Source organism: Leptospira hartskeerlii (assembly GCF_002811475.1).
In the GTDB taxonomy this organism is placed as follows: domain Bacteria; phylum Spirochaetota; class Leptospiria; order Leptospirales; family Leptospiraceae; genus Leptospira_B; species Leptospira_B hartskeerlii.
In genome coordinates this window covers 78,273-102,600 of record NZ_NPDL01000011.1, presented here as the reverse complement: position 1 = coordinate 102,600, position 24,328 = coordinate 78,273, and the positions used below count along the sequence as shown (strand labels likewise).

Sequence of the window (24,328 nt, the reverse complement as noted above, 5' to 3'; positions counted from 1 at the left end):
AAGGGAAAAATTAAAAAAAGAAGAAGTAAGCGACCCTTGGAAAAGAGCCGCTTGCACACGCTTGATCTCAAATTAGAGGGAAAGATAGCCTCTTTCCAGAGCCTTTGCGATTTCAGGTTTGAAATTTACGTTTGCAGCAAAAGTTTTAAAACCTTCTTCACTAACGCCCGCTTTTTTGAGTCCTCTACCGATGGAAACGTAAGTACTCTCTGAATTTTTCCAGTTGATCACTCCGTTTTTAGAAGCGAGTTCTGCTAAATCAGATTCAAATTCGGAAGAACGAGTAGATCCAGTTTGTAGATAGAAAGCGGTTAGGTTTTCCACATCTCTTTTATATCCTTTTTTCTCAGCAGCCTCGTCTTTGGAGGAGGAAGAAACGGAAGATACTACGGAGACCACAGCGTTGGAAATGCTTTGTAGTGAGTCCGAAGATTTTGAAAGTGAATTTGATATGGAATCTATAAAACAATTTTGAGAGAGCAGTATCCCGAATGTAAGTAGACCTGTTCCCAGAATTTTGTGAAAAAATTTCATTGATGTACCTCGCCTTGGATCTTCCGAATTTTGGAAGAAAGTTTCTGACACGTTCGCGCCTATTCTCACCCTGAATTCAGTAAGAGTCAACTTTGTTTTCCGGAATATAGGACCACTGTTGACCAAGGTTCCATTTCAATTTTCAGAATTTTTTTACGGGAATCTATCTCTATAGAGTCAGGTTTTTTTCCTGTCCAATAATCTATCAAATTCTTCTTGTCCCAAGGGAAAAATAAGGAGAGCGATATCTCTTTCTTTTCGTCGCTTGGATTCCAAATCCCTAAATAACCGGATGGATTGTATAGAGCGCTCGGGAAAAATTCGGTTCCGAGTCCAACTGGAAGAGGGGTTTTTCCTCTACACTTGGATTGAAGTGCTAAACTTTTTCGTAATAATTCCAAACGATCATCGTTCACCAGAGAAAGATCGTCGGAAACGAATAACATTCCTCCAGAGACAGACATGATACTTGCCATGATCTTTGTTTGTGCTTCGGTCATACTGTTTTTCTTTTTACGAACTAACAGACAATCAGGATCATTCAACCAAAGTGTTCTATGCATAGAGGCTCTGGTGATATCGTTGATCAGCGCTCTTTCAGTACAGAGTCCGTTTCTATCTTTTACTAAAATCCTGGATTTTTCTCTATACCAGAAAGGTGCCACATCGCAGGAAATTCGCATCGCATCGAATAGTCCGACAGAAGGAAGCATTGGAGCTCCGCAGCCTAAGATGAATATATCCTTTCCGACTACTTTTCGGATGAACTTAATAGCTTCCACATAACGAGTATGAGGTGATAGACTACGATCGTAAGTCCAGCCAGGTAACAATGCAGAATATAGGAAGTCCAGCTTTAGGTATTTGTATCCGTATTCTTTAACTATGGTTTTGAATACTGTTGCTAGAAATTCTTTGGAAGCAGGGTGGGTCACATCCAAACAATAAGTATAATCTACACCCCAATTCGGATTCCAAAGTGCTGGTACTGGATTTCCATCTCTGTCTTTTAAAACTGCTTCCGGGAATTTTTGGAAAAATTTGGATTTTTTACGTACTAAGAATGGAGCCAGCCAGATCCCAGGCATCAATTTTTCGGAACGGATCGCTTCTGCAAGTAAGCCCATTCCACCAGGGAAACGATCATTCGTTTCCAACCAATCTCCGATCTCTGCCTGGTAGCCGTCGTCTATTTGAAAAACTTTTAATCCTAAATTTTTGGATCTGAGTTCTTTCAAATTTTGTAAAATGATCTTTTCCGAAATTTTGGTATAGTAATGATACCAAGAACACCAACCAGTCGGTACTTGTGTTTCTGGAAGTTTGACTTTTAGATTTTTTGCAAGTTCGGCAAAATAATTTTTTATGAAGATCGCTTCGTCACCTGTGAATTTGGAAACGCGGATCTGAGTGAGTGGAAGTTTATTCCCTTTAAAATCTTCGAAGCGGTAAAAATCATACACAACTCGAATATCTCCGCTGAAAAAATTCTCAGTGGTTTTCTGGGAAGAAGTGGAAGTAAGAATTTTAAACTTAACTCCTTCTTCTCCTTTGGAAACAGCTCCTGCAAAAAATTTTGAATCTTCGTTTTTAGGTAAAAGAACAACATAAGCTTCCGAGATCCAGTTACCTTCTTCCCCTTCATGTTCCGAATAAATATTTTCTTGGGAGTACTGTAAAAATCCCAACTTAGGAGAAATGTCCGCATCTTCTAAATTTTCAGAAGCGGAGAGACTCCAGGATTGGTATCCATGTCGGAAAATTCTACCTTCTTTGATCCCGTGTGAAGGGAGCTCCCATTCCAGGGTCAAAAGTTCTAAACCTGCAGGAGGTCTTCTTTCCGCTATCCATTCTAAAATGGGAGCATACGTGGATTTGCCGGGTGATTTGACTAATTTAAAGGAAAACTTATAATTCCCGCAATCACTCTTGGTCTCGGTCCTTCCCATAGGGAACTCAAACTGAGACTTTTGTTCTTCTTCATAGATACGGGTTCGCAAAACTGCTTTCATTCTAGGACGATGGTTTACTGATTCGAAAGATAGAAAAGGAAAAAAACCGGTTGAGGGGCCGGACTTTTCTTGCGGACCTGAGATCCTATTCGATTATTTTGGCTTTATGGCATCTAACCGCGCGAACAATAAACCGGATCTTTTTCCGGGAGATCTTTCCGAAGAGAGATTCAAAGAATATTTAGAAGAAGATCATTTGGCAGTAGATTGCGAAATGATGGGTTTAAATCCAAGAAGAGATCGTCTTTGCGTGGTCCAGATCTGCGATTCCAAAAATAGGGTGAGCCTGGTGCAAATTCTGCCCAACCAAACAGAGGCTCCGCGACTCAAAAAATTATTCGAAAATCCTGATATTATCAAAGTTTTCCATTTTGCTCGTATGGATACCCTCTTCTTAAGATACAGACTTGGGATTTTAACCAAAGGAGTTTTTTGCACTAAGATCGGATCTAAACTTGCCCGCACTTATACGGATAGACATGGTCTGAAAGATATTATCAGAGAATTTTTCGACGAGACACTGGACAAAAAAAATCAGTCCTCCGATTGGGGCGCCCAAAGTTTAACTAAGGATCAGATTGAATATGCATCCGGAGATGTTTTATTCCTGATCTCTCTTTCCCAAAAACTCACTCAGATATTGATTCGAGAAGGAAGATACGAACTTGCTCAAGAAGCATTCCAATGTCTTCCGGTGTTCAACCAGATTGATTGGCTCCAAATGGAGAATTTATTCGAACATTGAAAAAGAAAATTTCCAAAACCTTTCTTTGCCAATCCTGCGGACAAGAATTTTCTCGTTGGGCGGGCAAATGTGAATCATGCGGTAAATGGAATACGATTGTGGAAGAATCGGGAGGGGATCGTTTTTCTTCTTCTCCCAGTTATAAGAAATCCGCGGTCTATAAGGAACCCGTTCCTATAGATTCTATTTCACCCGATGATACAAAACGTCTGAGTTCAGGACTTTCTGAATTGGATTTGGTTTTAGGCGGTGGACTTGTTCCTGGAAGTTTGATTTTAGTAGGTGGAGAACCTGGAGTAGGTAAGTCCACTCTCATCTTAGAGATCAGCAGAAGTATGATCTCTCAAGGCAGAAAAATATTGTACATATCCGGTGAGGAATCAGCAGCTCAAGTGGGACTCAGAGCGGCAAGGATGAATGTTCTATCAGATAACCTTCTTCTTTCCTCAGAAACATACGCTGAGAATATTTCTGCAATGGTCGAGGATGTTGCCCCCGATCTAGTATTTGTAGATTCAATCCAAACTCTTACAAGGGAAGCACTTCCAAACCAAGCGGGAACAGTCACGCAACTCCGAGAATGTACTCAAGTTCTCTTGGAAACAGCAAAGCGCACCGGAATCCCTATCCTAATGACCGGACATATTACTAAGGATGGAGCGATCGCAGGTCCTAAGGTATTGGAACATTTAGTCGATACGGTATTGTACTTCGAAGGGGACAAACTGAATTATTTCAGACTTCTTCGCGCCGTAAAAAACAGATTCGGCGCAGTAGGAGACCTTGCAGTTTTCGAAATGTTGGAATCCGGATTAAAAGAAGTAAAAGACAGACAAAGAGTATTTATCAGTTCTCTCACAGAAGGAAAAAGTGGCTCAGTCATCAGTTCCGTTGTAGAAGGAAGCCGAGCTCTCAGCGTAGAAGTCCAAGCCTTAGTAAGCAGAACCAATTATTCTCAGGCAAGAAGAATGGCAGAAGGTCCCGATACTCGAAGACTTATCTTGCTTGCTGCAGTAATCGAAAAATACTTGGGACATACATTATCAGAATGTGATATATTCGGAAACCTGGCAGGAGGACTACAGGTGGACGAACCCGCGCTCGATCTTGCGATCTGCGCTTCTATACTTTCCAGTTATACCGAAAGACCTGTTCAATCTGGATTTGCTGTCATTGGAGAAGTAGGACTTTCCGGAGAAGTCCGGTCCGTAGGACAGGTTTCCCTTCGATTAAAAGAACTGAAAGGTGTTGGGATCGAAACAGTTTTTCTTCCTAAAGGAAATCTGGCGGAGCTAGAAAAAATCCCCGGAATGGAAATTGTAGGAATTAGCGCTCTAAGAGAATTAGAAGGCCTTTTTAAATGAAAACCCGGATCGTAAAAGATTCGTTTGCGCGCATTTCGTATATTATAAAATTATTATATACAATTTTCCTGCTTTTCCTTCCGACTATAGCTTCGATTCCGGTAATTGCCCAAGAAGTCGATCCACTTCTGCGTCAGCCTTGGTTTGGCGATCAGGAAAAAAAAGAAGAACTACTTTATAACAGGCTCCAAACTGCATTTAGATTAAGCGCACATTATGTTTGGAAGACAGACTCCAGATCTCGCAATTATCGTTTTTACAAAGACGGAAAAGTGGAGATGATCCTGGATCGAAATTACAAGGAAGTATTTCCGAACAGGCAAGAATTGGATCTACATTATAGCGAGGCGGAAAGTTTGCAAAAGCATGCAAATCCATATTCTGCAATCCGCCTTTTAAAAGGTTCCATGTACTGCTATCGATTGAGATACGGAAAATTGGTACCGGAAGGTTATGAAAGAACTGCAAAACTTCTCGCGAAATTTTTAGAACAATATTCTCATAAAGAAAAAGAACTACAAAGATTTACTGATCCGTTCGGCTGCTGGACTCCGGAAGTTTTGAAGATTAGGAGTTCCGACTTTGCATATTCTTTAGATCTTCCTCCTGATCTTACTTATTTATTTCCGGATGAAGACAGAGAGCTTTCAGGAGAAGATCCGGATTATCTCTGGCAGGTGCATAGATTCTACCAGAATTTTCCTGTGGAAGGAGGACCTTCTACTTGGGAAAAAGAATATCGAAAGAGTAGTGAAGGTATATTATTCTTTCGGCCGGATCGGATTGTATTCACGATAGGAACCACACTTCATTTTCATCCCTCTATCTTTAATGCTCAAAACTATTATATTGTATGGGATTCACTCCGAGGGATCAATTCCAGGACGATGAGAGAATGGAATTATCTTCGCAAAAAAGAAGGGGACCTTTATAGAACGAGTTTCGATTTTGTAGGAGAAGATGGGCGTAAGAGCCAGATCATCGTGCTGGAAAAATTTTATTTAAGAGGGACCAGGGGAATACTATTCTCTTTGGCTTATCCAAGCAAATTAGAGGCCCTTGGCACAAAAATCTGGAGTGGATTTTCTTCCTCTGTCGTCGTAGAATAAGGGAGATGTTTGCCTTAGTCAAAAACTGGGAAAACCAAAGACCTAAAAAGCCGGAACCTCCGTGGAGATTACTTGGTTTGGGTTTATTGTTCGTAAACGGAATGGCCGCACTTTTTTTACCGATCGGCCTTTTCGGGACATTGATCTCTACGATCGCCTGCCTTGGTTTTTTATTTCTTCCTATGTTCTTTATGACCCTAAGGCTGACCAAGTTTTACGGGAATAGTATATTCTTCGCTTTATTCCTGGGCTTTATCTCTGCACCAGTTTCCGCTCTGTATTTAAGCCATGCATTCGGTTTCTTTCTGGGTCTAAAATCTCCGGAACAAACCATCTTTCAGAAAGAAAGTGGAGTTTCTAATTCTCATATCTATAGATTCACCGATTCTAAGTTTTTATACAAATACCAGGTCACTAAGACTACTCCAGGTTCTATTAAGAAAACATTGTATTTCCATGTGGCACCCTGGGTTTCTTCCGATTGGAAAGAAGGTGACGAGGTCCTGACCTGGGCAGTTTGCCCACAATTCTCCGAAAAAGTATGTGATTGGGAGAAGCAGAACCCGAGAGTAGGGCAGTCTTTGTCCCATTCCAATATTGCAGGATTGAACTCGTATTATGCGGAAGCAGTCCTGGAGGCCTGTAAAAAGTTCGGTTTCGATCTTCCTAAAAATCCTCGGATCCTTCTCCCAATCTCCAATCCGGAAGAAGTTTTGTTCAATATGGGAGTTCTTGGGCTTGCGGGCCTTCTCGCTTTAAACTATATTTGGATCATTGGAATCCTGGTTTGGAATAAGAGGAAACATTAATTTCGCACGGAGCTCACGGAGAACACAGAGACATTCGAGCTGTAGGAACTCCTACAAAATCTCCCCGTGAACTCTGTGGTCTCTGTGCGGAGAAAAAAGAAATTATGTCTCATAAATCAGGGCATGACCACAATAAAGTGCAGGAGTTCCTTCACCCAGGGCAAGTCTTGTCGGCTCGGAGATCCATTTTTTTCAATTTTTTCTCCTGAACTGCAAAAAACTTTTTACTTGGCTAATTTTGGAACTTAGGCTACCGATATTTATACACAGAGACGGGAAGGAGAAATCTATTTGGACCCCGAAATCCTAACGGAGAAGGTCGCTACCCAGAACAAAAAGTTTCTGGTAGATCTAAAACGGAACGAGAACGGATACTACTTAAAAGTTTCCGAATGGTCCAATAGCAAAAAATCTTCCATATTCATTCCGGCAGAAGGTGTCGGAAAGATGATCGAGGTATTACGTAAATTCCAAGGCCTGATTCAGGATGGAGAAGTTACGGACATCCCTCCCTCTCAGAATTAGATTGGATTGCACTAAATCTTTAGGAGATGTTCTCATGGGGAAAAAGACGTACTTATTAGCTAGCGTTCTCTTTTTCTTGGCGATTACCGGGACTTCCGGTCAGCAGCCAGCGGGAGGGAACCAAGGCGGCCAAGGCGGCCAAGCACCGGATCCCCTCGAGAAAATTATACTCGAAAACTTCGAGGAGTCCGAAGACTGGAGAGCTAAGTCTACTACTCCCCTGGGAGAGACTAAAACTCTTAAGATGGTTCAAAGAGGTCTGATCCGAGACGTATTCGATGAGAATACTGTTCCGGATAATGGTGGAGACCAATTAGAAAAGAACCATATCCTCGGCATCAAAACTCATTATACCGATAGAGGTTTTGACAGAGTAGAAGTTTTTCCTCCTCACGAATATATCGTAAAAGGAAAAGCTCGTCAGGTCTCTATTTGGGCTTTGGGAAGAAAATTCCGTCATACTCTATTCGTTAAACTGAGAGACTATAGAGGAAAAACCCATAATATCAGAATGGGTCGCTTGGATTATTTCGGTTGGAGAAAGTTAACTGCAACTGTTCCGGGATTTGTTCCTCAAAGTACCAGATTTGCATTATTGGACAAGAACCTAAGATTCGTTTCCATTTTCGTGACATCTGATGTTCATGAAGTGGGCGGAAGCTTCTACTTTTATGTAGATGATTTGGAAGTTCGTGCCGATAAATCTGATACGAAGTATCCTGGTTCTGAAATTAAGGACAATTGGTGATCTTCCGGTAGGACACGTATGAAAAACCTCAGCAAAAAAACTAAAATCACCGCGGCAGTAGTAGTAGGTATTTCTTCCATCCTTCTTCTCGGGACTGTGAGCGCGCAATTTATCAAAAAGAAAAAAGGCGGGATCGAGACTCCTACCGGTATCGACGTAAGCGGGATGGAGTTACGCTCCATCACTGTAGAATCCTGGGACAATCCTCCAGGTTCTGCTCCTTACGGTTGGGAAGTATCCACAGATAAGGATACACAAGTTCCTCAAGGGCAGCAGGGACAGTACCAGCCTACAGCTTCTAATGCACAAGCATTGAGAGAAGTTAAACTTCTTCCCGGAAAACCTGGAGACATCAAGAACGTAGATGCTGGAACCGGAAAAGTTTTGGGAGTGAAGTTTGCTTTCACTTTCCCAGGAGATAACTCTGTCAGTATCCGTCCCCCTCGCACACCAGAATACGAGATCACTCGTAAAATGGCTTACTTAGACGCGAACAACAAAAGAAAAGAATTCAAGATCTATGGTGTTGAATTCCCAGGGATCGTAAAGGCGGTTTCTGTTTGGGTTTGCGGTCGTGGTAACGAGTACAACCTAGAGGGTTGGTTAGAAGATTGGAAAGGTGATTCTCATATCTTCCAATTCGGAGATCTGGACTTTATCGGTTGGAGACCTCTTACTTTTGAAATTCCTCCGGGAGTTCCTCAAGACGTAAATTCTTACCCTCAGGTTAAGACACTTGTATTCAAACAATTTAAAATTCGCTCTCGTAACGATACGAGTGGAGAAACTGTTTACCTTTTCTTTGACGAGCTAAGAGTTCTTTCCGACGTATTCGAAGTTCACTTCGACGGAGCTTCTATCGACTTCGATGCGGATGACTGCCGCTCTAAGCGTAAGTTGGATAAGATGTTAAAAGTGAAAGCTGAGAAAGAATGTGAAGGTGGAAACGGCAAGTAAGCCTTTCTCACAATCCGACTCTAATGAAACGCGGGAACCTTCCCGCGTTTTTTGTTTCTCTGTTATGAAAATCTGGCGTTTTTCTTACGAATTCTCACCTAAGTAATAGCGAAACAGCACCTGTACAAGCCTAAGTCCAAATTCTAGTTTACGTATAAGCCTAAGCTGCTATAATTGATCTGAAAGGGCTCTTAAGAGACAAAAAACCGCCCATCCGAACCTATTTTTGAATGCCGACCCCGTCGGCGGAGTAATTCCTATGTCTAACGAAACTGCGACAACCGCGGAAACTAAGCCTGCCAGCGAACTGGACAAGCTGACTTCTCTTTTCAACGAGGAGATTTATGTACGCTCGGACGCAAATTCCATTCCAGCATCTAAATTTAAAATTTACGACGATCTTATAGAATCCTTTCAATCATCCGGACTTATAGATTCTGCCAAAACAAAATTGGAAGAACATCTTGCTGATCATCCTGAAAGTATTTCCGCAAGATACATGCTTGGATTACTCGGACTACAAAAAGGAAGTATAGACGCTGCTTCTTATTTCAAGACTCTACTGGATTCTTTTAAGCAAGCCAGCAAATGGGTCATCATTGAACATATCACTGACAATATTTTAAAATTCGGAGAGGATCGTTACGCTCTTCGTTTCAAAGCGGAAGCTCTTGAAAAACTAAAGAAGAATAAAGAGCTTAAACCTATCCTGGAAAAACTTGCAAAACAAGATCGCAAGAACCCGGAAATCGCTAAAAAATACGCATTAGCAATTCTTGATGAAAACAAAGAAAAGGCAGTCGCATATCTAAAACAAGCGATCGAAACTTTTGCAAAAACCAAAGAATACGTACAATTCGAAGAGATCTGGCCTATCTTTGTTTCCAACAGCCACGATGATATCCAATTCGTTGAAAAGATAGAACGTATCCTTTTAGGTCACCGTGAAAAGACCCGTCTTGCAGGTTACCTTTATCCATTAGTTGAGCCATTTAAGATCACTGAAGATTGGGACAGAGTGATCTATCTTCTGAAAAAGATCCTGGATCATGAGCCTGTTTCCAACAAGGCAAGAAACGAACTGATTAGAGTTTATAAACTGAAATATGCCAACCACAGCTTGTTGGAAGATTTCTTAAAAATGTCCGAGTTAGGAAATAACAGAAAACCTGTTAAGGTTTGTATTTCCAACTTCGAAAGAAACATCGTATTCGATACCGGCAACTACGTTCTTCATAGGAATTGGGGAGTAGGTAAGATCGTTTCTATTTCGCCTAACGGAGATTCCATCTTCGTAGATTTCAAAGATAAGAAAAATCATAAACTTTCCATCCAAATGGCGATCACCAGTTTGAAACCTCTGAAAGGAGATCATATCTGGGTAAGATTCTATGAGGACAAGCCTTCCGTTGTTTCCTTATTTGAGAACGATGTTCCTGGCTTCTTTAAGGAATTATTAACTTCTTTCGAAAACCATATGTTGGTTGCCGAAATGAAAGCGGAGATTGCAGGGAAATTTATCCCTGTGGTTGATTGGTCCAAATGGTGGAACAAAGCTAAGAATGTTATCAAGAAAGAAGATAACCTAGGCTTTAACCCTAAGAAAAAAGACGAACTCTGGTATAGAGAAAAACCGATCACTTACGCTGAAGAATTGACTGAAAAATTCAATGCGAACACTGATCCTGCAAAACGTCTGGACATCGCGATCGAAGCGCTTCGTAACAAAGAAGAAGCAGAATCAGCGATCGATACTTTCGCTCATCATTATTTCGAAGAAGAACAAACTCACGACTCATTCCGCAAGATCGTTGCGTATCTATATCTGGACGAAGTCGCTTCTACCATGGAAGGTGAAGACGGAAGTCCTTACGATTTCCAAAGATACCAAAAATTGGATGATGTTTCCAAGATCGTTAAGTCTCTGAAAAGAGAAGAGGTCCTGGAATATTCTTCTAGGATCAGCAACTTGGATATCAAAAAGTCTTTCGTAGACTTAGTGAAAAAATCGCATTCTGATTGGGTCAATATTCTGGTTGGTCTTCTTTTTGAAGTTCCGGTTAAGAACAATAAATACGTTGTTTCCGTTCTGGAAGCTGACGGAAAGTTCGCCGAACTGAACTTATTCATCGAAACCTCATCCAGCCGCGCGAAAGAAAATCCTGAAGTATTCCTCTGGGTAGCAAAATCTATCCTTCTCAAAACTTGGGAAGAAGAATGGATGAACGTTTCTAGACAGGATCTAATCCTGAGAGTTCTTCGTTTATTAAAACCTCTGAACAAGATCGAGGAAAAAGGAACCAAGCTTAAGAACACTTGCCAAGAGATCCTATTCGGAAACGACGCAGCTGTGATCAGCGAGGCGATCCAAAACGGAGACTCGGAATATATCCGCAAAGTGTATGCTCTTTATAGAGAAGTTCCTTATATCGAAGAGACTGAAAAGGATAAATTGATGTCTCTTATTCGAGCTCTGAAACCGGATCTAATCTGGGAAGAAGAGGATGATGATGAAGAGGAAGAGGATGTTCTGGCAAGAATTCCGGAAAACGCAGTTCTCGTTACTCGCCGTGCTCTGAACGCTAAAAAAGCGGAGTTCGATCATTTAGTCAACGTTGAGATGCCTGAAAACTCCAGAGATATCGGAGAGGCTCAGGAAAGAGGGGACTTAAGAGAGAACGCGGAATACAAAGCCGCTATGGAAAAACAAGTCCAGCTCCAAGCTCAGATCAAAAAGCTGGAAGCGGAGCTCAAGGCTGCGATCGTTCTAGATCTTTCCAACGTGAAAACAGATCGTATCAATATCGGAACTACCGTAAAACTCAAAAACGAGTCCAGCGGAGAAGATCAAACTTATTCTATCTTGGGAGCTTGGGACGCGGATACTGAGAAAAATATTATTTCTTATCAGTCGCCGCTTGCTAAGTCTCTTTTAGGTAAAAAAGTGGGAGATAACGCTTCTTTAAATCTTGGTGGAGCAGAAACCAAATTTAAGGTTCTGCAGATCAGTAGATACTCTCTTCAAAATCAAGACTAAGAAAGACACTTTCCAATCTTGAAATTTAAAGCCCTGCGGAGTCGCGGGGCTTTTTATTTATAAGGAACTAAAATCTCACTAAATCTGTAAACCAATCGGAGGAGTTTCCTGCTCTGTCTTTAATTCGGATCTGGAGTAGCATATACTTTTTCCAAGCGGAGAAAGTTTTGGGAAATTTGACGATTAGCATTTTACGGTCCGCATCGAACTCACTTGGGTAAACTTCTCCTTCGAGTAAAACTTCTGCTCCGCCTGCATAGCCGGAGCCTGTGTCGGAAACTGTGTATAATCTTTCTTCGATTCCTTCTTCTTCCTGGCCCTTAATCCTTCTATTTCTTGTGATCAGATATGGATAATTCACCGCAGGTTTTGCATCATCAGTGAGAATTGCTAATGCCCCAAGTTTGGTGACTAATCCAGCTTGGCCTTTTTGTTTTAGGGCAGACCATTTTTTAGAAGCTTTATCATAGATATAGATCCCATCTTTTTTACCTAGGGCCGCACCACGCCAAGTTAGTTCCGCTTCTCCCACCCAAGAAAGATCGGAAGATTCTAATTCGTAAATAGCCGCTTTAGATTTAAGTCCTTCCGGAAGTTTTAGATCTTCTTCCGGTTTTTCCAATTTTTTGAATATTAAAGAACCTTGGCCATACGTTGTTTTGTTTGGAGTTTTGATCTTTAAGATCCCATCTGCGGATGTGAATTCAGTTTTCGTAATGGAAGGTTTTTTGGAATTTATCGTTCCGACTTCTATTTCTAAAGGAAGAATGGAATGATTTCCTGCGTGATCGGAAGCCTTGAGGACAAGTTTGACTATACTTCCTGTTTCAAAATTTCTAAGATCTATGCTTGGTCCTTTTGCAGGGAATAGATTATAAACATAAACGGGAGGATTTAAGGAAGAACGATTTGAGTCGAATATATCGTGATGGATCCTTGCTTCTTCATAGCTCATTCCTCTGAAGGACCTTTCGTATAAGGGAGCCTCGTCTTTGTAAATGCCTGCGAAGAATAAATTGTTTTTGTTTCTGGAAGTCATTAGGTCGTAGGCTCCCAATCTGAAACGGACCCCTCCCGCAAGATTCAGTTTTTGATTTCCTGGAAGTGCAAATCTACCTTCTCCCTTTTTTTCTAAAGGTAATCTGGCCTGCACTCCATCTTCTGAGTCCACGTATAATAGCAAAAGTTCGGGAGAATATCTGTCTTTTCCCCTCAAAGGTAAATAGGGGAGAGGGTTTAATGTTCCATTAGGTAAATGTAATTCAAAATGTAGATGGCTGACGCCTGAGCCCGACTCTCCGAGCCTTGCAATATTTTCTCCTTTAGGGAGATTATAGGAACCGGGAGAAAGTTTTACCTGAAATTCTCCACCGCTGAGTAATGCCAATGCTTCCCTCAGTAGATCTAAATCCTTTCTGAAACCTTTGAAGTCCAGTAAGTGAGCAAACTTTGCCTTTAAATTAGAACCGGAAGATCTTAAAATTATATTCGAACCATATCCTTTTGTGGATTGTCCGATCGATTCTATATATCCTTGAAATGGGGAAATGGCGGAGATCCCGTTCGTATGGAATGTTTTAAAATCGCAACCCATATGAAGATGATGTACTCTATATTCTGCATAGGAACCTGAGATGGGAGTTTCCATCTCCATTGGAAAACCTAAATTTCCAAGATCAGCTAAAACCTCAGGTGTGAGATCATCCCAAATATTTTTTTGAAGGGCCGAATTAACTTTTAGATTAGGAGAAACTGCAGAAACTTTGGAACCGGTTTCGCCTGCTTTACCTTCTCCCAAAGTTAGAAAGAGGAGAAGAAATGTTAGTCCGAATCGAAGCGGGATTTGTGGAAAAAGTTTTAGGAAATTTTTTCCCATTTGCGAATTCAGATCCGGTTCCCCTAAATTGTAAAGCCTGAAATCTGTGAAATTTTCTTGCAGCCTCATACTTGGAGGAAAGCCTGATGTTATGAGGCTCCTTGTTCCGATTTTTCTGGTATTTTGCCTAAGTTCTTGCACCTATCTCACTCGGGAGCCCGGTAATCCTCCTAAAATAGACGGGATCCCCATCCCGGATTCTAAACGCACAGTGTATGTGCAGAATTTTCGGAACAATTCCTACGGGATCGCAATGCATACCACTCTTTCGGATCTGGTAAAACAGGAGATCAATTATCGAGGAAGATTTATCCAGACTAGGGAGAAGTCTCAAGCCGCATATCGTATCTACGGAGAGATCAGTCATTACCAACAGGTAGGTGCACTATTAGATCAAGGTGGCCAGCAACTTAGCAAAGAGATGTTTGTAGTCTGCAAGGTGGAGCTCCAGAAAGCAGGTGGAGAAAAAATTCCATTAGAAAGAACTGAGATCCCAGCGAGGATTATCTATTCAGACCAAGTTGGTTTTATGGAAACAGAGGGGCAGGCTCAGACCAGATTACTCAAAATTCTTGCGGTCCGTATCGCAGAAGAATTAGAAAGAGCCTGGTATTATTCTATAGCGGGCAAAATAGAAGGTGAGGAAGAGTAAGTATTTCATTTCCTAAAAATGAAATTCCACTTGATAAATCTCATAACCGGATCTTAAATTGTGGAAAAAGAATGTGAACAGCCCAGATTCCTTGATCCGAAAGGAAAATTCTGCAAGAGAGTTCCATTCCTCCTAAAAAATGAACAAAGACCGAGAAACTGAAATTCTGAAAACCGTAGACGATTCCATCCGGATGGAGATGAAAACTTTTTCCGATTACTTACAGAAGAAGGGACTAAAGATCACCAACCAAAGGATGTTAGTCGCAGAACGTATTTTCTCCCTGCATAATCACTTCACCGCGGAAAGCCTCCTGGAAGAATTCAAAGACCAAAGAGATAAAATTTCCAAGGCTACCATTTATAGAATTCTATCCATCATGGTGGAAGCGAAGTTATTGCAAGAGCATAATTTCGGCCAAGATTATAAGTATTACGAACATATCATAGGTCATACTCATCACGATCATATCATCTGCATAGACTGTGGAAGAATAGTCGAGTTCATGGACGAAAGGATCGAACAGCTGCAAGAGCAAGCAGCCGCAAGCAACGGGTTCAAGATCACAGGTCATAGCCTGAATATCTACGGCTCTTGTTTGGATCCGAATTGTCCGAACAAAAAATGATCTATAGATCTAGGGTAGAAGATCCACATTCTTTTGCCCGAACCGGAACCTTATCCCTCAACGGAATCGAAATTCCAACGCCTGTATTTATGCCTGTGGGCACAAGAGGTGCAGTCAAATCCCTGGACTCTGACGATATAGATGAGTTAGGTTATGAACTGATACTCGGAAATACCTATCATCTTTATCTCCGCCCCGGCACCGAGGTCCTGGAGAAATTTGGCGGGCTTAAAAACTTTGTTTCGTATAAAAAAGCTCTGCTCACAGACAGCGGTGGTTTCCAAGTTTTCAGTCTGAATTCTCTTGTGAAATTTAAAAAAGAAGGAGTGGAGTTCCGTTCTCATATTGACGGAAGTCCTCATTTTTTCACTCCCGAGAAAGTCATCGATATCCAGAGATCGATCGGTTCAGACATCATGATGGTTTTGGATGATTGTCCTCCCGGAGACGGAACTGTTTCTAGGATCAAAGAAGCTTTAGATCGGACCCATCGTTGGGCGGAAGAAGCTGTGAATTACTGGGAGAAAGACAAACGTAATCAATTTTTATTCGGAATTTTCCAAGGCGGAACCAATTTAGATCTGAGATTGGAGAGCCTGGAGAAGATTCGTTCTCTTCCTTTTTCCGGAATTGCGATCGGAGGACTCTCCGTAGGAGAACCCAGACCTGATTTTATCCGAACCATGGAAGGAATTTCCTCGTACACCGACAGGACTAGACCATTATATCTGATGGGAGTAGGAACTGTTCCGGATATTTTGGAAGGAGTAAGAAACGGAGTCGACATGTTTGACTGCGTTCTTCCCACCCGAAATGCTAGAAACGGGCAAGTATTCACTTCTCGAGGAAAAGTGAATCTCAGAAATGAAAAATGGAAGCTCGTAGATGAGCCGATGGACCCGGAATGCGAATGCAAAGTGTGTAAAAGATACAGTATCGGGTATATTAGACACTTACATCACGTGAAAGAGTTAAGCGCATTTTCCTTGAGCACGTACCATAATTTGCATTTTATGAAAAAGTTCATGAGAGAACTTCGACATTCCATCGAAGTTGGAAATTTCAGCGAGTTTTTCGTTAAATGGAAAAATTTGTACGAAAGACCGGAAATTTCTCGTTGACTATATAGAGAATGACCCCCCTATTGTAGGATGGTTCAAACAGATAAAGAAAGGAGTTGCTGATTTTTTATGGAAATCACCAGAAGGGAAAGCGGTAACATCGTAATTCTGGACATCAATGGGGAGATAGATTTATACAATGCCCCTGAGATTAAGGATGTGATCGCAAAGCTCATTGAAGAGCAGAAATACTATACTATTATCAATCTGGAAAAGGTCTCTTATATCGACTCATCCGGAATCGGTGCTTTGATTTCCAGCCTCTCTAACTTAAAAAAATACCAGGGCGGACTTAAAATTATCAACGTTGCTGGTTCCGTAAGAAAGGTATTTGAATTAACTAAATTAACGTCATTCTTCGAGATCTTTGATAACGAAGCTGATGCCGTCGCTGCCTTCAAATAAGTAAGGCATATTTAACGATCCTCTGGCTGGTGCAAAATAAATGAAAACTTTTCGAGCTATATCGTTCCCATCATTGGTACTGGGAGTTTTAGGATTCCTAGTCGCCTGTGGTGCAGAACTACCTGTAAAAGAATTGGCGGAAGCTAAGACCGCTATCACTCGCGCTAAAGATGCAGGCGCAGAAAGATACGCTTCCGGAGAATTCGAGGAAGCTCGCAAAAGTCTTTTGACCGCTCATGAAAAAGCTTCTAACGAAGATTTGGGCGAGACCAAAAAAAGTGCCGAATATGCAAAAAGCAAAGCGTATGATGCATTAGAAAGATCTTATCCTCAATTGACCGAGGAATCCAAGACACAAGCGAACACCTCTATCAACGAAGCGGATGAGGCTTATGCTTCTCAGCTCGCTGCAGAACCTTATAATAATGCAGTAGAGCTTAAGAAAGAAGGGGATACTCTAAGAGACAATGCGGACCGCACTTTGGAATCCTATCCTAAGGAATCCGGGGACGACGCAAAACTTAGAACCCGTCTTGCTGCTTTCGATCAGTACGAACAAAGTAATAAAAAATATCTGGAGTCCAAAAAGGCGGCAACTGACGCCAAATCTTTGGCTCTTTCTCAAAAACAACAGTTGATCGATTCTCTCGCAGATATCGAAAAAAATCTGGATGATGCAGACAGATATGCTTCTGGCCAAGACCCTGAAGTGGCCCAAACAAGAGAACGTTTGAATGCTGCTAAGGCAAAAATCGACGAAGGAAAGATCAAAGAAGGTTATTCTGAAGTTGATGATATTCGCAAAAAATCAGCAGAACTCGTAGCAAAAAATATCCAAGCTTACGCACTCAAGAAGAAGGCAGAAGCAAAAGATTCCATCGGAAAAGCTAAGGATAAACTATCTGGAATCGATCAGTCCAAACTGAAATCCAGCAAGGATCTCCAAACTTCTTACCAAAGAGCTGACGAGAACTTAAAAGCGGCTGATGAGTCGTTAGTTTCCGCAGAAGAGTTATATTCTTCCGAAAAATACGAAGATTCTATCGGTAGATCAGAAGAAGCAATCAGACTTTCTCGCATTGTTGTAGATCAGTCTGATGATATCGCAGAAAGATTACGCACTGGATCTTCCGTTGCAGGTCGCAAAGGTGATGCAGGAGACAATACTTCTTCTACCAAAAAAGGAGAAGATTCTACTGCTTCTTCTTCCGGAGAACTTCCTGAAGGTTGGAAAAAATACGTAGTTCGTAAGAAAGTTCCTGCAGATTGCCTCTGGAGAATTTCCGCTTACAAACAACATTACGGCACTTCTAAACTTTGGAAACGTATCTATGATGCGAACCGTGGTAAGATCAAAAATCCAAACTTGATCTATCCTAAACAAGTATTGTTAATTCCGCCTGCTAAAGGATCCACTAAGTTCGATCCGAAAAAAGCTCCTAAAAAGCAGACAGGAAGTGATAAAGTAGAGGCGAATGCTCCGCAAGAGAAGAAGGAAGAGACTACAACTCCTCCTCCTGCTACTTCTGAGCAAGAACCGGAAGAAGAAGAGCCTTCAACTCCGGCACCTTCCACAGAGAGTGAAGCACCTTCCGATTCTGGTGAACAGGAAAGCGACGAAGAAGCTCGTTGATATAAGTCTAATATTTTAGCAACTCAACACAAATGGTTGGCTCGGATTTTTCCGGGCCTTTCTTTTTTCTACAGTTGGAAATTTTCGAATTCCGCTTGATCCTCATTTATTATTCGAAACAGTTTTACTTAGCGGTGAATTCCAAGTGAAGAGGGCTTATACTAAGCCTATATCAGAGACGAGCGAGGAGGATTATTTTCCCCTGGCTAAAATGGCATGGGACGAGGATTGTCCTGAGCAAGATATAACGTCTGTTTCTTTATTCTCTCCGGATCAAAAAGCGATCGCATACTTAAACGCAAGAGAAGAAGGTATTCTCTGCGGTAGCGGTGTTTCGGAAGTTCTTTCCAAACTTTCAGGCGGAGATTTACAGTTTAAATTCTTCTTTAAAGACGGAGAAAAATTCGTCAAAGGAGACAAGATCGCCGAGATACAAGGTAGTCTTCTCTCCATGTTACGCGTAGAAAGAATCCTTCTAAACTTCTTACAATATCTTTCCGGTATTTCTACTTCGACTAGAAAGGTCGTGGATCAGTATGGGTCTAAGGGTATAATGATCTTGGATACCAGGAAGACACTGCCCGGATACAGGAAACTTGCAAAGTACGCAGTGTATTGCGGGGGAGGTTCCAACCATAGATTGGATCTTTCTGAAATGGCGATGATCAAGGATAATCATTTGGCATTATTCGGATCTGCAAAAATTCCTGTGGGAAAGATCAGATCTAATTTTCCCGGAAGAATGGTGGAACTAGAAATAGATTCCTTGGACCAATTGGAAGACGCGCTCGAAGCGGAACCAGATGTTTTAATGTTAGATAATTTTAATATACCCGATACACGCAAAGCGTTCCAAAGGGTAAAAGAAAAAAATCCTAAAATCCTGATAGAATGTTCCGGAGGGATCACTCCGGAAAAACTGGAAGCATTGTCCGAATTTCCCGGTGTAGGAGTTAGCATGGGATACCTGACTCATACTACCAGATTTTTGGATCTAGGTTTGGATATAAGGACCTAAAAAGATGGGATTTGTTAAGGCTCCTGCCACCAAAGAAATGTTAATCGAAGGGGTTCTGGAAACTATGGGACCCGAAGCCTTGGAAATGATCGAGAAGGCTTATAAGGTTTCGGAAGATTCTCACCAAGGACAATTCCGGCTTTCGGGTGAACCTTATATAGTTCACCCTCTCCAAGTAGGTTTTATCTTATACGAGTTAGGCTTGGACGAGAAGGTAATTTCTGCCGGGATCCTTCATGATGTGATAGAAGACACAAAATACACGAGAGATGATATGGTCCGTGATTTTGGGACTGAGATCACTCAGCTTGTGGAAGGTGTGACTAAAATTTCTCAGATCAAAAGCCAATCCAAGGAAACGGAAGCAGCGGAGAATATCCGAAAGATCATTATCGCAACCATCCAGGATATTCGGGTCATTCTGATCAAACTTGCAGATAAGACTCACAATATGAGGACTCTTTCTTTCCAACCTCCTGAAAAACAGAGAAGGATCGCAAACGAAACTCTTTCTTTATACGCTCCAATTGCTGGAAGATTAGGTATATATTCAGTTAAATCCGAACTGGAAGACCTCGCGTTCCAGGTCATCTTTCCGGAAGAATACCAAGATATTAAAAAGCGTATCAGCGCTAAAAAGTCTGAAAGAGAAGATTATATCGAAAAACTTCAGCTGATCCTGAAACAAAGGCTCGCTGAAATTCAGATCAACGCGAATGTAGAAGGAAGGGCAAAACATTTCTTCTCCATCTATCGTAAGATGAAAACGAAGGAAAAAACCTTCGACGAAATTTTCGATCTAAGAGCGATCCGTATCGTGACCGACGAGATCAAAGATTGCTACGGTGTATTAGGGATTGTGCATACACTTTGGTCTCCTGTCCCGGGAAGGTTTAAGGATTACATCGCAACTCCTAAAACAAATATGTACCAATCGCTTCATACGACTGTGATTGGTCCCGACGGAAAACCTTTGGAAGTTCAGATCCGTACTGCAGAGATGAATGCGATCGCTGAATTCGGGATCGCTGCTCACTGGGTTTACAAAGAAGGTAAAACTCATGCCAACGAAAGACATCTAACCGTGAAGTGGTTGGAAGTCCTACAGACCTGGCAGGATTCCGCTTTAGACCCTAAAGAATTTTTAGAAGAACTAAAATATGATCTTCATGAAGATGAAGTATTTGTTTTCACTCCTAAGGGAGAGATTATACAACTTCCTAAAGGTGCAACGGTTTTGGACTTTGCATTCAGAATTCACACAGATGTGGGCTTGCATTGTAAGGGAGCTAAGATCAACGGTAGAATGATCCCCCTTCGCACAGAACTTAGAAGTGGTGATCAAGTAGAAGTTGTAATAGACAAAAGATCCAAACCTTCTCCTATCTGGCTTCGCATTGTTAAAACTCCTTCTGCCAGACAAAAGTTACGGGCTTATTTCAGAAAACTCAGAGAAGAGACGAGCAAGGATCTGGAACACGGTGCGGAGAATGCTGCAGAGCTCACTCTGAATGCGGAAGTATTAGAAGAACTTAAACGTAAACCTTCCGAAAAAGTTTCGAAGCAGACTCATCAACAAGGCCAAGTTGCAGGTGGAAAAATTTTGGTCGCAGGGCTTCGAGATATTCCGGTACGTCTTTCAGGTTGTTGTTCTCCTCTTCCTGGGGACCAGATCATCGGTTTCGTAACTAGAGGAAGAGGTGTTTCCGTTCACAAAAAGAATTGTAGTGTTGCATTAAAACAAAGAGAAGAAGAACAACTCCGACAGATCACTGTGGATTGGGACTATGGTCAAACGGAACCTGTACCTGTTAGAGTGGAAGTGAAAGCAAAGGATCGTCAGGGGATTTACTTGGAGATGGTAAAAAGTATCTCAGGAACCCAGACAAATATTTTGGAAGCGGGGGCTTCTACAGTGCAAAAGGATACTTTGATGGCCCGCTTTATGATCGAAGTCGAACATTTGGACCAATTGAAGGAGATCCTAGGCAACTTAAAGCGTATTCCTGACGTGGTCTTTGCTCATAGGGTTAAATAAGGATTTAGTCCTTCTATCTTTTCATCGGAAATTTTACATTTAAGTTTGCCTGAAATCGGGTTTTCCCGGAAGCTTTCGAACACGAACATTCCTAAGAGGTGTGCTTTGAACCTTGCTCTAAAAAATTCCAAATTCCTAAACATTTGCTATTTTACACTTTTATTATCCGTAATCACTTTCTCTTCAAACGGCTGTAAAGAGAAGGAAGAAGTCCAGATCTCAGTAGCGACTGAAGATCTTCCTTGGGAAGGGGATCCGAATAGTATCCCGGAAGCATTGAGAAAGCCGAATCCTTCTGTTTCTCCTAACGCAAAAAGGGGAGGGATTTTTAGGATCTATAGTCATCAGTATCCTAAGTCTTTGAACTGGTATTTGGAAAATTTCTCTACCACTGCCGAGATTTTCGGTCAAATGTTCGAACCACTTTTGGAAAGACATCCAATTACGATGGAGCCTCTTCCTAAACTTGCTTCTTCTTGGAAGATCTCTTCCGATAAAAAAACTTTTACATTCAATCTGGATAAAAATGCCAGATGGAGCGATGGTAAGCCTATCACTGCTAAAGATGTATTATTCACTTACGAAACGATCATGAATAAGAAGAATAATACTGCGCTTCATCGGATTGACCTTTCTCGTTTCGAAACTCCTAAGTTAGTCAATGAATACGAAGTGGAATTTACTCAAAAAGAGATCCATTGGAAGAACTTTGAATTTATAGCTTACGACTTCTTTATTATTCCGGAACATTATTATGCCGGAAAAGATTTTAATAAGGAAAATTTCGAGTTTCCTGTGACTTCCGGACCCTACGAATTACAGTCGGCCAAAAAAGGGATCTACGTGAAAATGAAACGTAGGAACGATTATTGGATGAGAGCTTATCCTTTTTATAAGGGAGCGGACAATTTTGATACTCTTATATTTAAGGTATTCAACGACGACGCAGTAGCATTCCAAGCATTCAAAAAAGGTGATATAGATCTATATCCGGTGTATAAAGCCGCGACTTGGGTTCAAGATACGACCGGAGAGCCTTTTGATAAGAATTATATCGTAAAACAAAAGATCTATAATGATAAAAAATCGGGTTTTCAGGGTTGGGCATTCAATATGAGAAGAAAACCCTTCGACGATGTTCGGATCAGAAAGGCGATCGCTCATTTGGTGAACAGAAAACTCATGGTAGACAAACTCGCTTTCGGAGAATACCAACTCACAGATTCCTATTACGGTTCCGTATGGGAAGAAGGACAATTACCAAATCCTGCGATAGATTATGATCCGGAAGCAGCTAAAAAACTTTTTGCGGAAGCTGGATGGAAACCCAATGCAAAAGGTTTCTTGGAAAAAGACGGACAACAATTTGTGATCCATATCCTGGAAAGAGATAGAAGTGTTGAAAAATATTTTACTCTATTCATGGAAAGAGTAAAGGAACTTGGCATCCAAGTTACTATAGAGAGCACAGATCTTGCTAACTGGTCCGAAAGAATGGACAAGTATGATTTTGATGTTACCTGGGCCGCTTGGGGAGCAGGAAGTTCCTTTCCGGATCCGGAACATCATTGGGATTCTAAATACGCGAACGAAAACGGACAGAACAATTATAACGGTTTCAAAAATCCGGAAGTAGACAAACTTATCGAGCAGCAAAAAACGGAATTCGATATTAAAAAAAGAACAGAAATCTTAAAGAAGATAGATAAGATCTTAACTAAAGAGGTTCCCTACGTTCTTCTTTGGGGGATTAAATCCACGAGAGTTCTTTATTGGAATAGATTCGGAACACCAGAAAATCCTCTTTCCAGATATTCTGGAGAAGGTGCAGCCAAGTCTTTATGGTGGATAGACGCAGAAAAAGACAAGGCATTGGAAAATTCTAAGAAGAATAAGACGGCTCTTCCTCCTTATAAAAGAGACTTGTACTACCATTCTAAATAAATAATGGGATTCTAATGGCAAAGAAGGGAAGATTCAGCGAATTCGGAGATGCGATCCGGAATTTTTGGAACTCTCCCGGGATCCCAAGCTTTATCGAGATCCTGGAAAAGGGTCTAGATAAAGAATTATTTTTCGATCCGGACAGAGCGGATTCTCAGATCCCAAAAGAGGATCTGCCTATCGACTTCCGTCTCAGGCAATCGGGGTTTTTAAGAAAATTTTACGAAAAACTTTTTCCAGTCTCTCACGTGTTTCGTATAACGCATCGATATGGCAGAGAGTTTTTGGATAATTTTATGCCTCTTGCTTCGGAGAATTATATAGGAAGAGGTTCTTATAAATTCGTATATACACTTCCTTGGAACCAGGTTGTCAAGATAGGAAAATCCAAACTTCCTTCTGATCCTATTTTTGGTTCTTTGTATAAGGAAGTTCAGAATAACTTGGAACGTTATTTGAAAACAGAAGAAATCGGACTAATGCATCATTTGCAAAAGTCCGCCTGGGGAGAATCCAAAAGAGACGAGATACGTTTTAAGTTCGCTCGTTTAGGATTGGAAAGACTTCATTATTGGAAATTGAAAAGTCTGATCCCTGATCTTGTACTTCCCACTCGTTTTTTTATGGGTTTACGTTACAGGAGAAGCCCTTTCGGTGTTCCGGTAGTTACCCTCACTCCTTGCGATAACCAAAATTTATTACCTGGAAAACATTTAAAAGAATTCATCCGATTGAATGAGAAGGTGAGACAGAATCCGATCCAGGATGCACTTTTCCCCAAATGGAAATTAAACTTCGATACTCATAGATTCGGGATCATCAATAAGGCCAAGCTCAAAAAAATCGCCTTGGATTTCCATAGAGTGATAGAGGTGACCCGCTATCTTGCGTCCGAAGAAAAACTGATCTTCGATATCCATTCCGAAAACATCATCATCACTATTCCCGACTTCGAACTTAAAATTTTCGATTACCATGTTTTCGATGAACATCTTTATGAGCCTAGCAAGGAAAATCCTTCGCCTGAAGTGGATCATATCAATCTGATCAAAGAGTTTGTGAGTTCTTTTGAGTTAGGTTAAGTAGGTTCGCACGGAGTTCACAGAGAACATAGAGATAAAATGGGCGATGTAGGAGCTCCTACAAAACCAATCCTCAGTGCTCTCCGTGGTC

The 24,328-nt window shown here is 41.3% G+C and carries 20 protein-coding genes; 17 read left to right on the top strand and 3 right to left on the bottom strand.

Annotated features, from left to right (window positions below):
* Positions 1–72: 72 nt before the first annotated feature.
* The gene (locus CH352_RS17590; RefSeq protein ID WP_100706984.1) at positions 73–534 is read right to left on the bottom strand and encodes a putative lipoprotein; all 462 of its coding nucleotides are present in this window, start codon (positions 532–534) and stop codon (positions 73–75) included.
* 86 nt (positions 535–620) lie between these two features.
* Positions 621–2,546 carry a glycoside hydrolase family 36 protein gene (locus CH352_RS17585; RefSeq protein WP_100706863.1) on the bottom strand — a complete coding sequence of 642 codons (1,926 nt, stop codon included), beginning with the start codon at positions 2,544–2,546 and terminating at the stop codon, positions 621–623.
* A 106-nt stretch (positions 2,547–2,652) separates the two neighbouring features.
* Here CH352_RS17585 and CH352_RS17580 point away from each other — a divergent pair, with 106 nt between their 5' ends.
* The 8 genes from CH352_RS17580 (at position 2,653) to greA (ending at position 11,840) form a co-directional block, all read left to right on the top strand.
* A complete protein-coding gene (locus tag CH352_RS17580; RefSeq protein WP_100706864.1) occupies positions 2,653–3,291 on the top strand; it encodes a ribonuclease D in 639 nt (212 codons plus the stop codon).
* The gene (gene radA, locus CH352_RS17575; protein ID WP_100706865.1) at positions 3,288–4,655 is read left to right on the top strand and encodes a DNA repair protein RadA; all 1,368 of its coding nucleotides are present in this window, start codon (positions 3,288–3,290) and stop codon (positions 4,653–4,655) included. Before CH352_RS17580 ends, radA begins: the two co-directional genes overlap by 4 nt.
* Positions 4,652–5,764 (top strand): LIC10775 family protein, encoded by a 1,113-nt coding sequence (locus CH352_RS17570; protein ID WP_100706867.1) that lies wholly within the window; start codon positions 4,652–4,654, stop codon positions 5,762–5,764. The genes radA and CH352_RS17570 overlap by 4 nt, the downstream gene beginning before the upstream one ends.
* Before the next feature lie 5 nt (positions 5,765–5,769).
* On the top strand, positions 5,770–6,573 hold the full coding sequence (locus CH352_RS17565) for a hypothetical protein (RefSeq protein WP_100706868.1): 804 nt from the start codon (positions 5,770–5,772) through the stop codon (positions 6,571–6,573).
* A 291-nt stretch (positions 6,574–6,864) separates the two neighbouring features.
* Positions 6,865–7,098, top strand: coding sequence for a DNA-binding protein (locus CH352_RS17560; RefSeq protein WP_100706870.1), 234 nt, complete (start codon positions 6,865–6,867; stop codon positions 7,096–7,098).
* 34 nt (positions 7,099–7,132) lie between these two features.
* Entirely contained in the window at positions 7,133–7,846 is a 714-nt protein-coding gene (flaA2, locus tag CH352_RS17555) for a flagellar filament outer layer protein FlaA2 (protein ID WP_100706985.1), read from the top strand.
* 18 nt (positions 7,847–7,864) lie between these two features.
* Positions 7,865–8,803: a flagellar filament outer layer protein FlaA1 gene (gene flaA1 / locus CH352_RS17550; RefSeq protein ID WP_100706871.1), complete on the top strand. Its 939-nt coding sequence runs from the start codon at positions 7,865–7,867 to the stop codon at positions 8,801–8,803.
* 259 nt (positions 8,804–9,062) lie between these two features.
* The gene (gene greA, locus CH352_RS17545; protein WP_100706872.1) at positions 9,063–11,840 is read left to right on the top strand and encodes a transcription elongation factor GreA; all 2,778 of its coding nucleotides are present in this window, start codon (positions 9,063–9,065) and stop codon (positions 11,838–11,840) included.
* A 67-nt stretch (positions 11,841–11,907) separates the two neighbouring features.
* Here greA and CH352_RS17540 read toward each other — a convergent pair whose 3' ends face one another.
* Positions 11,908–13,716: a M23 family metallopeptidase gene (locus tag CH352_RS17540; protein ID WP_100706986.1), complete on the bottom strand. Its 1,809-nt coding sequence runs from the start codon at positions 13,714–13,716 to the stop codon at positions 11,908–11,910.
* 91 nt (positions 13,717–13,807) lie between these two features.
* Between CH352_RS17540 and CH352_RS17535 the strand changes: the two genes are divergently transcribed.
* The 9 genes from CH352_RS17535 to CH352_RS17495 all read left to right on the top strand — a co-directional run bounded on the left by CH352_RS17535 (position 13,808) and on the right by CH352_RS17495 (position 24,237).
* Positions 13,808–14,368: an LPS assembly lipoprotein LptE gene (locus CH352_RS17535; protein ID WP_100706874.1), complete on the top strand. Its 561-nt coding sequence runs from the start codon at positions 13,808–13,810 to the stop codon at positions 14,366–14,368.
* Positions 14,369–14,507: 139 nt separating this feature from the next.
* Positions 14,508–14,996, top strand: coding sequence for a Fur family transcriptional regulator (locus CH352_RS17530; RefSeq protein WP_100706875.1), 489 nt, complete (start codon positions 14,508–14,510; stop codon positions 14,994–14,996).
* Complete coding sequence (gene tgt, locus CH352_RS17525) at positions 14,993–16,117, top strand: tRNA guanosine(34) transglycosylase Tgt (protein ID WP_165780179.1); 1,125 nt, start codon at positions 14,993–14,995, stop codon at positions 16,115–16,117. The genes CH352_RS17530 and tgt overlap by 4 nt, the downstream gene beginning before the upstream one ends.
* A gap of 69 nt (positions 16,118–16,186) precedes the next feature.
* Positions 16,187–16,522 (top strand): STAS domain-containing protein, encoded by a 336-nt coding sequence (locus CH352_RS17520; protein ID WP_008595243.1) that lies wholly within the window; start codon positions 16,187–16,189, stop codon positions 16,520–16,522.
* A gap of 40 nt (positions 16,523–16,562) precedes the next feature.
* Positions 16,563–18,155, top strand: a complete 1,593-nt coding sequence (locus CH352_RS17515) for a lipoprotein LipL71 (RefSeq protein WP_100706878.1) — start codon at positions 16,563–16,565, stop codon at positions 18,153–18,155.
* 145 nt (positions 18,156–18,300) lie between these two features.
* The gene (gene nadC, locus CH352_RS17510) at positions 18,301–19,173 is read left to right on the top strand and encodes a carboxylating nicotinate-nucleotide diphosphorylase (protein ID WP_100706879.1); all 873 of its coding nucleotides are present in this window, start codon (positions 18,301–18,303) and stop codon (positions 19,171–19,173) included.
* Positions 19,174–19,177: 4 nt separating this feature from the next.
* Positions 19,178–21,211: a RelA/SpoT family protein gene (locus tag CH352_RS17505; RefSeq protein ID WP_100706880.1), complete on the top strand. Its 2,034-nt coding sequence runs from the start codon at positions 19,178–19,180 to the stop codon at positions 21,209–21,211.
* Between the two features lie 105 nt (positions 21,212–21,316).
* Positions 21,317–23,155: an extracellular solute-binding protein gene (locus CH352_RS17500; protein WP_100706881.1), complete on the top strand. Its 1,839-nt coding sequence runs from the start codon at positions 21,317–21,319 to the stop codon at positions 23,153–23,155.
* Between the two features lie 14 nt (positions 23,156–23,169).
* On the top strand, positions 23,170–24,237 hold the full coding sequence (locus CH352_RS17495; RefSeq protein ID WP_100706882.1) for a hypothetical protein: 1,068 nt from the start codon (positions 23,170–23,172) through the stop codon (positions 24,235–24,237).
* The last annotated feature ends 91 nt before the right edge of the window (positions 24,238–24,328 follow it).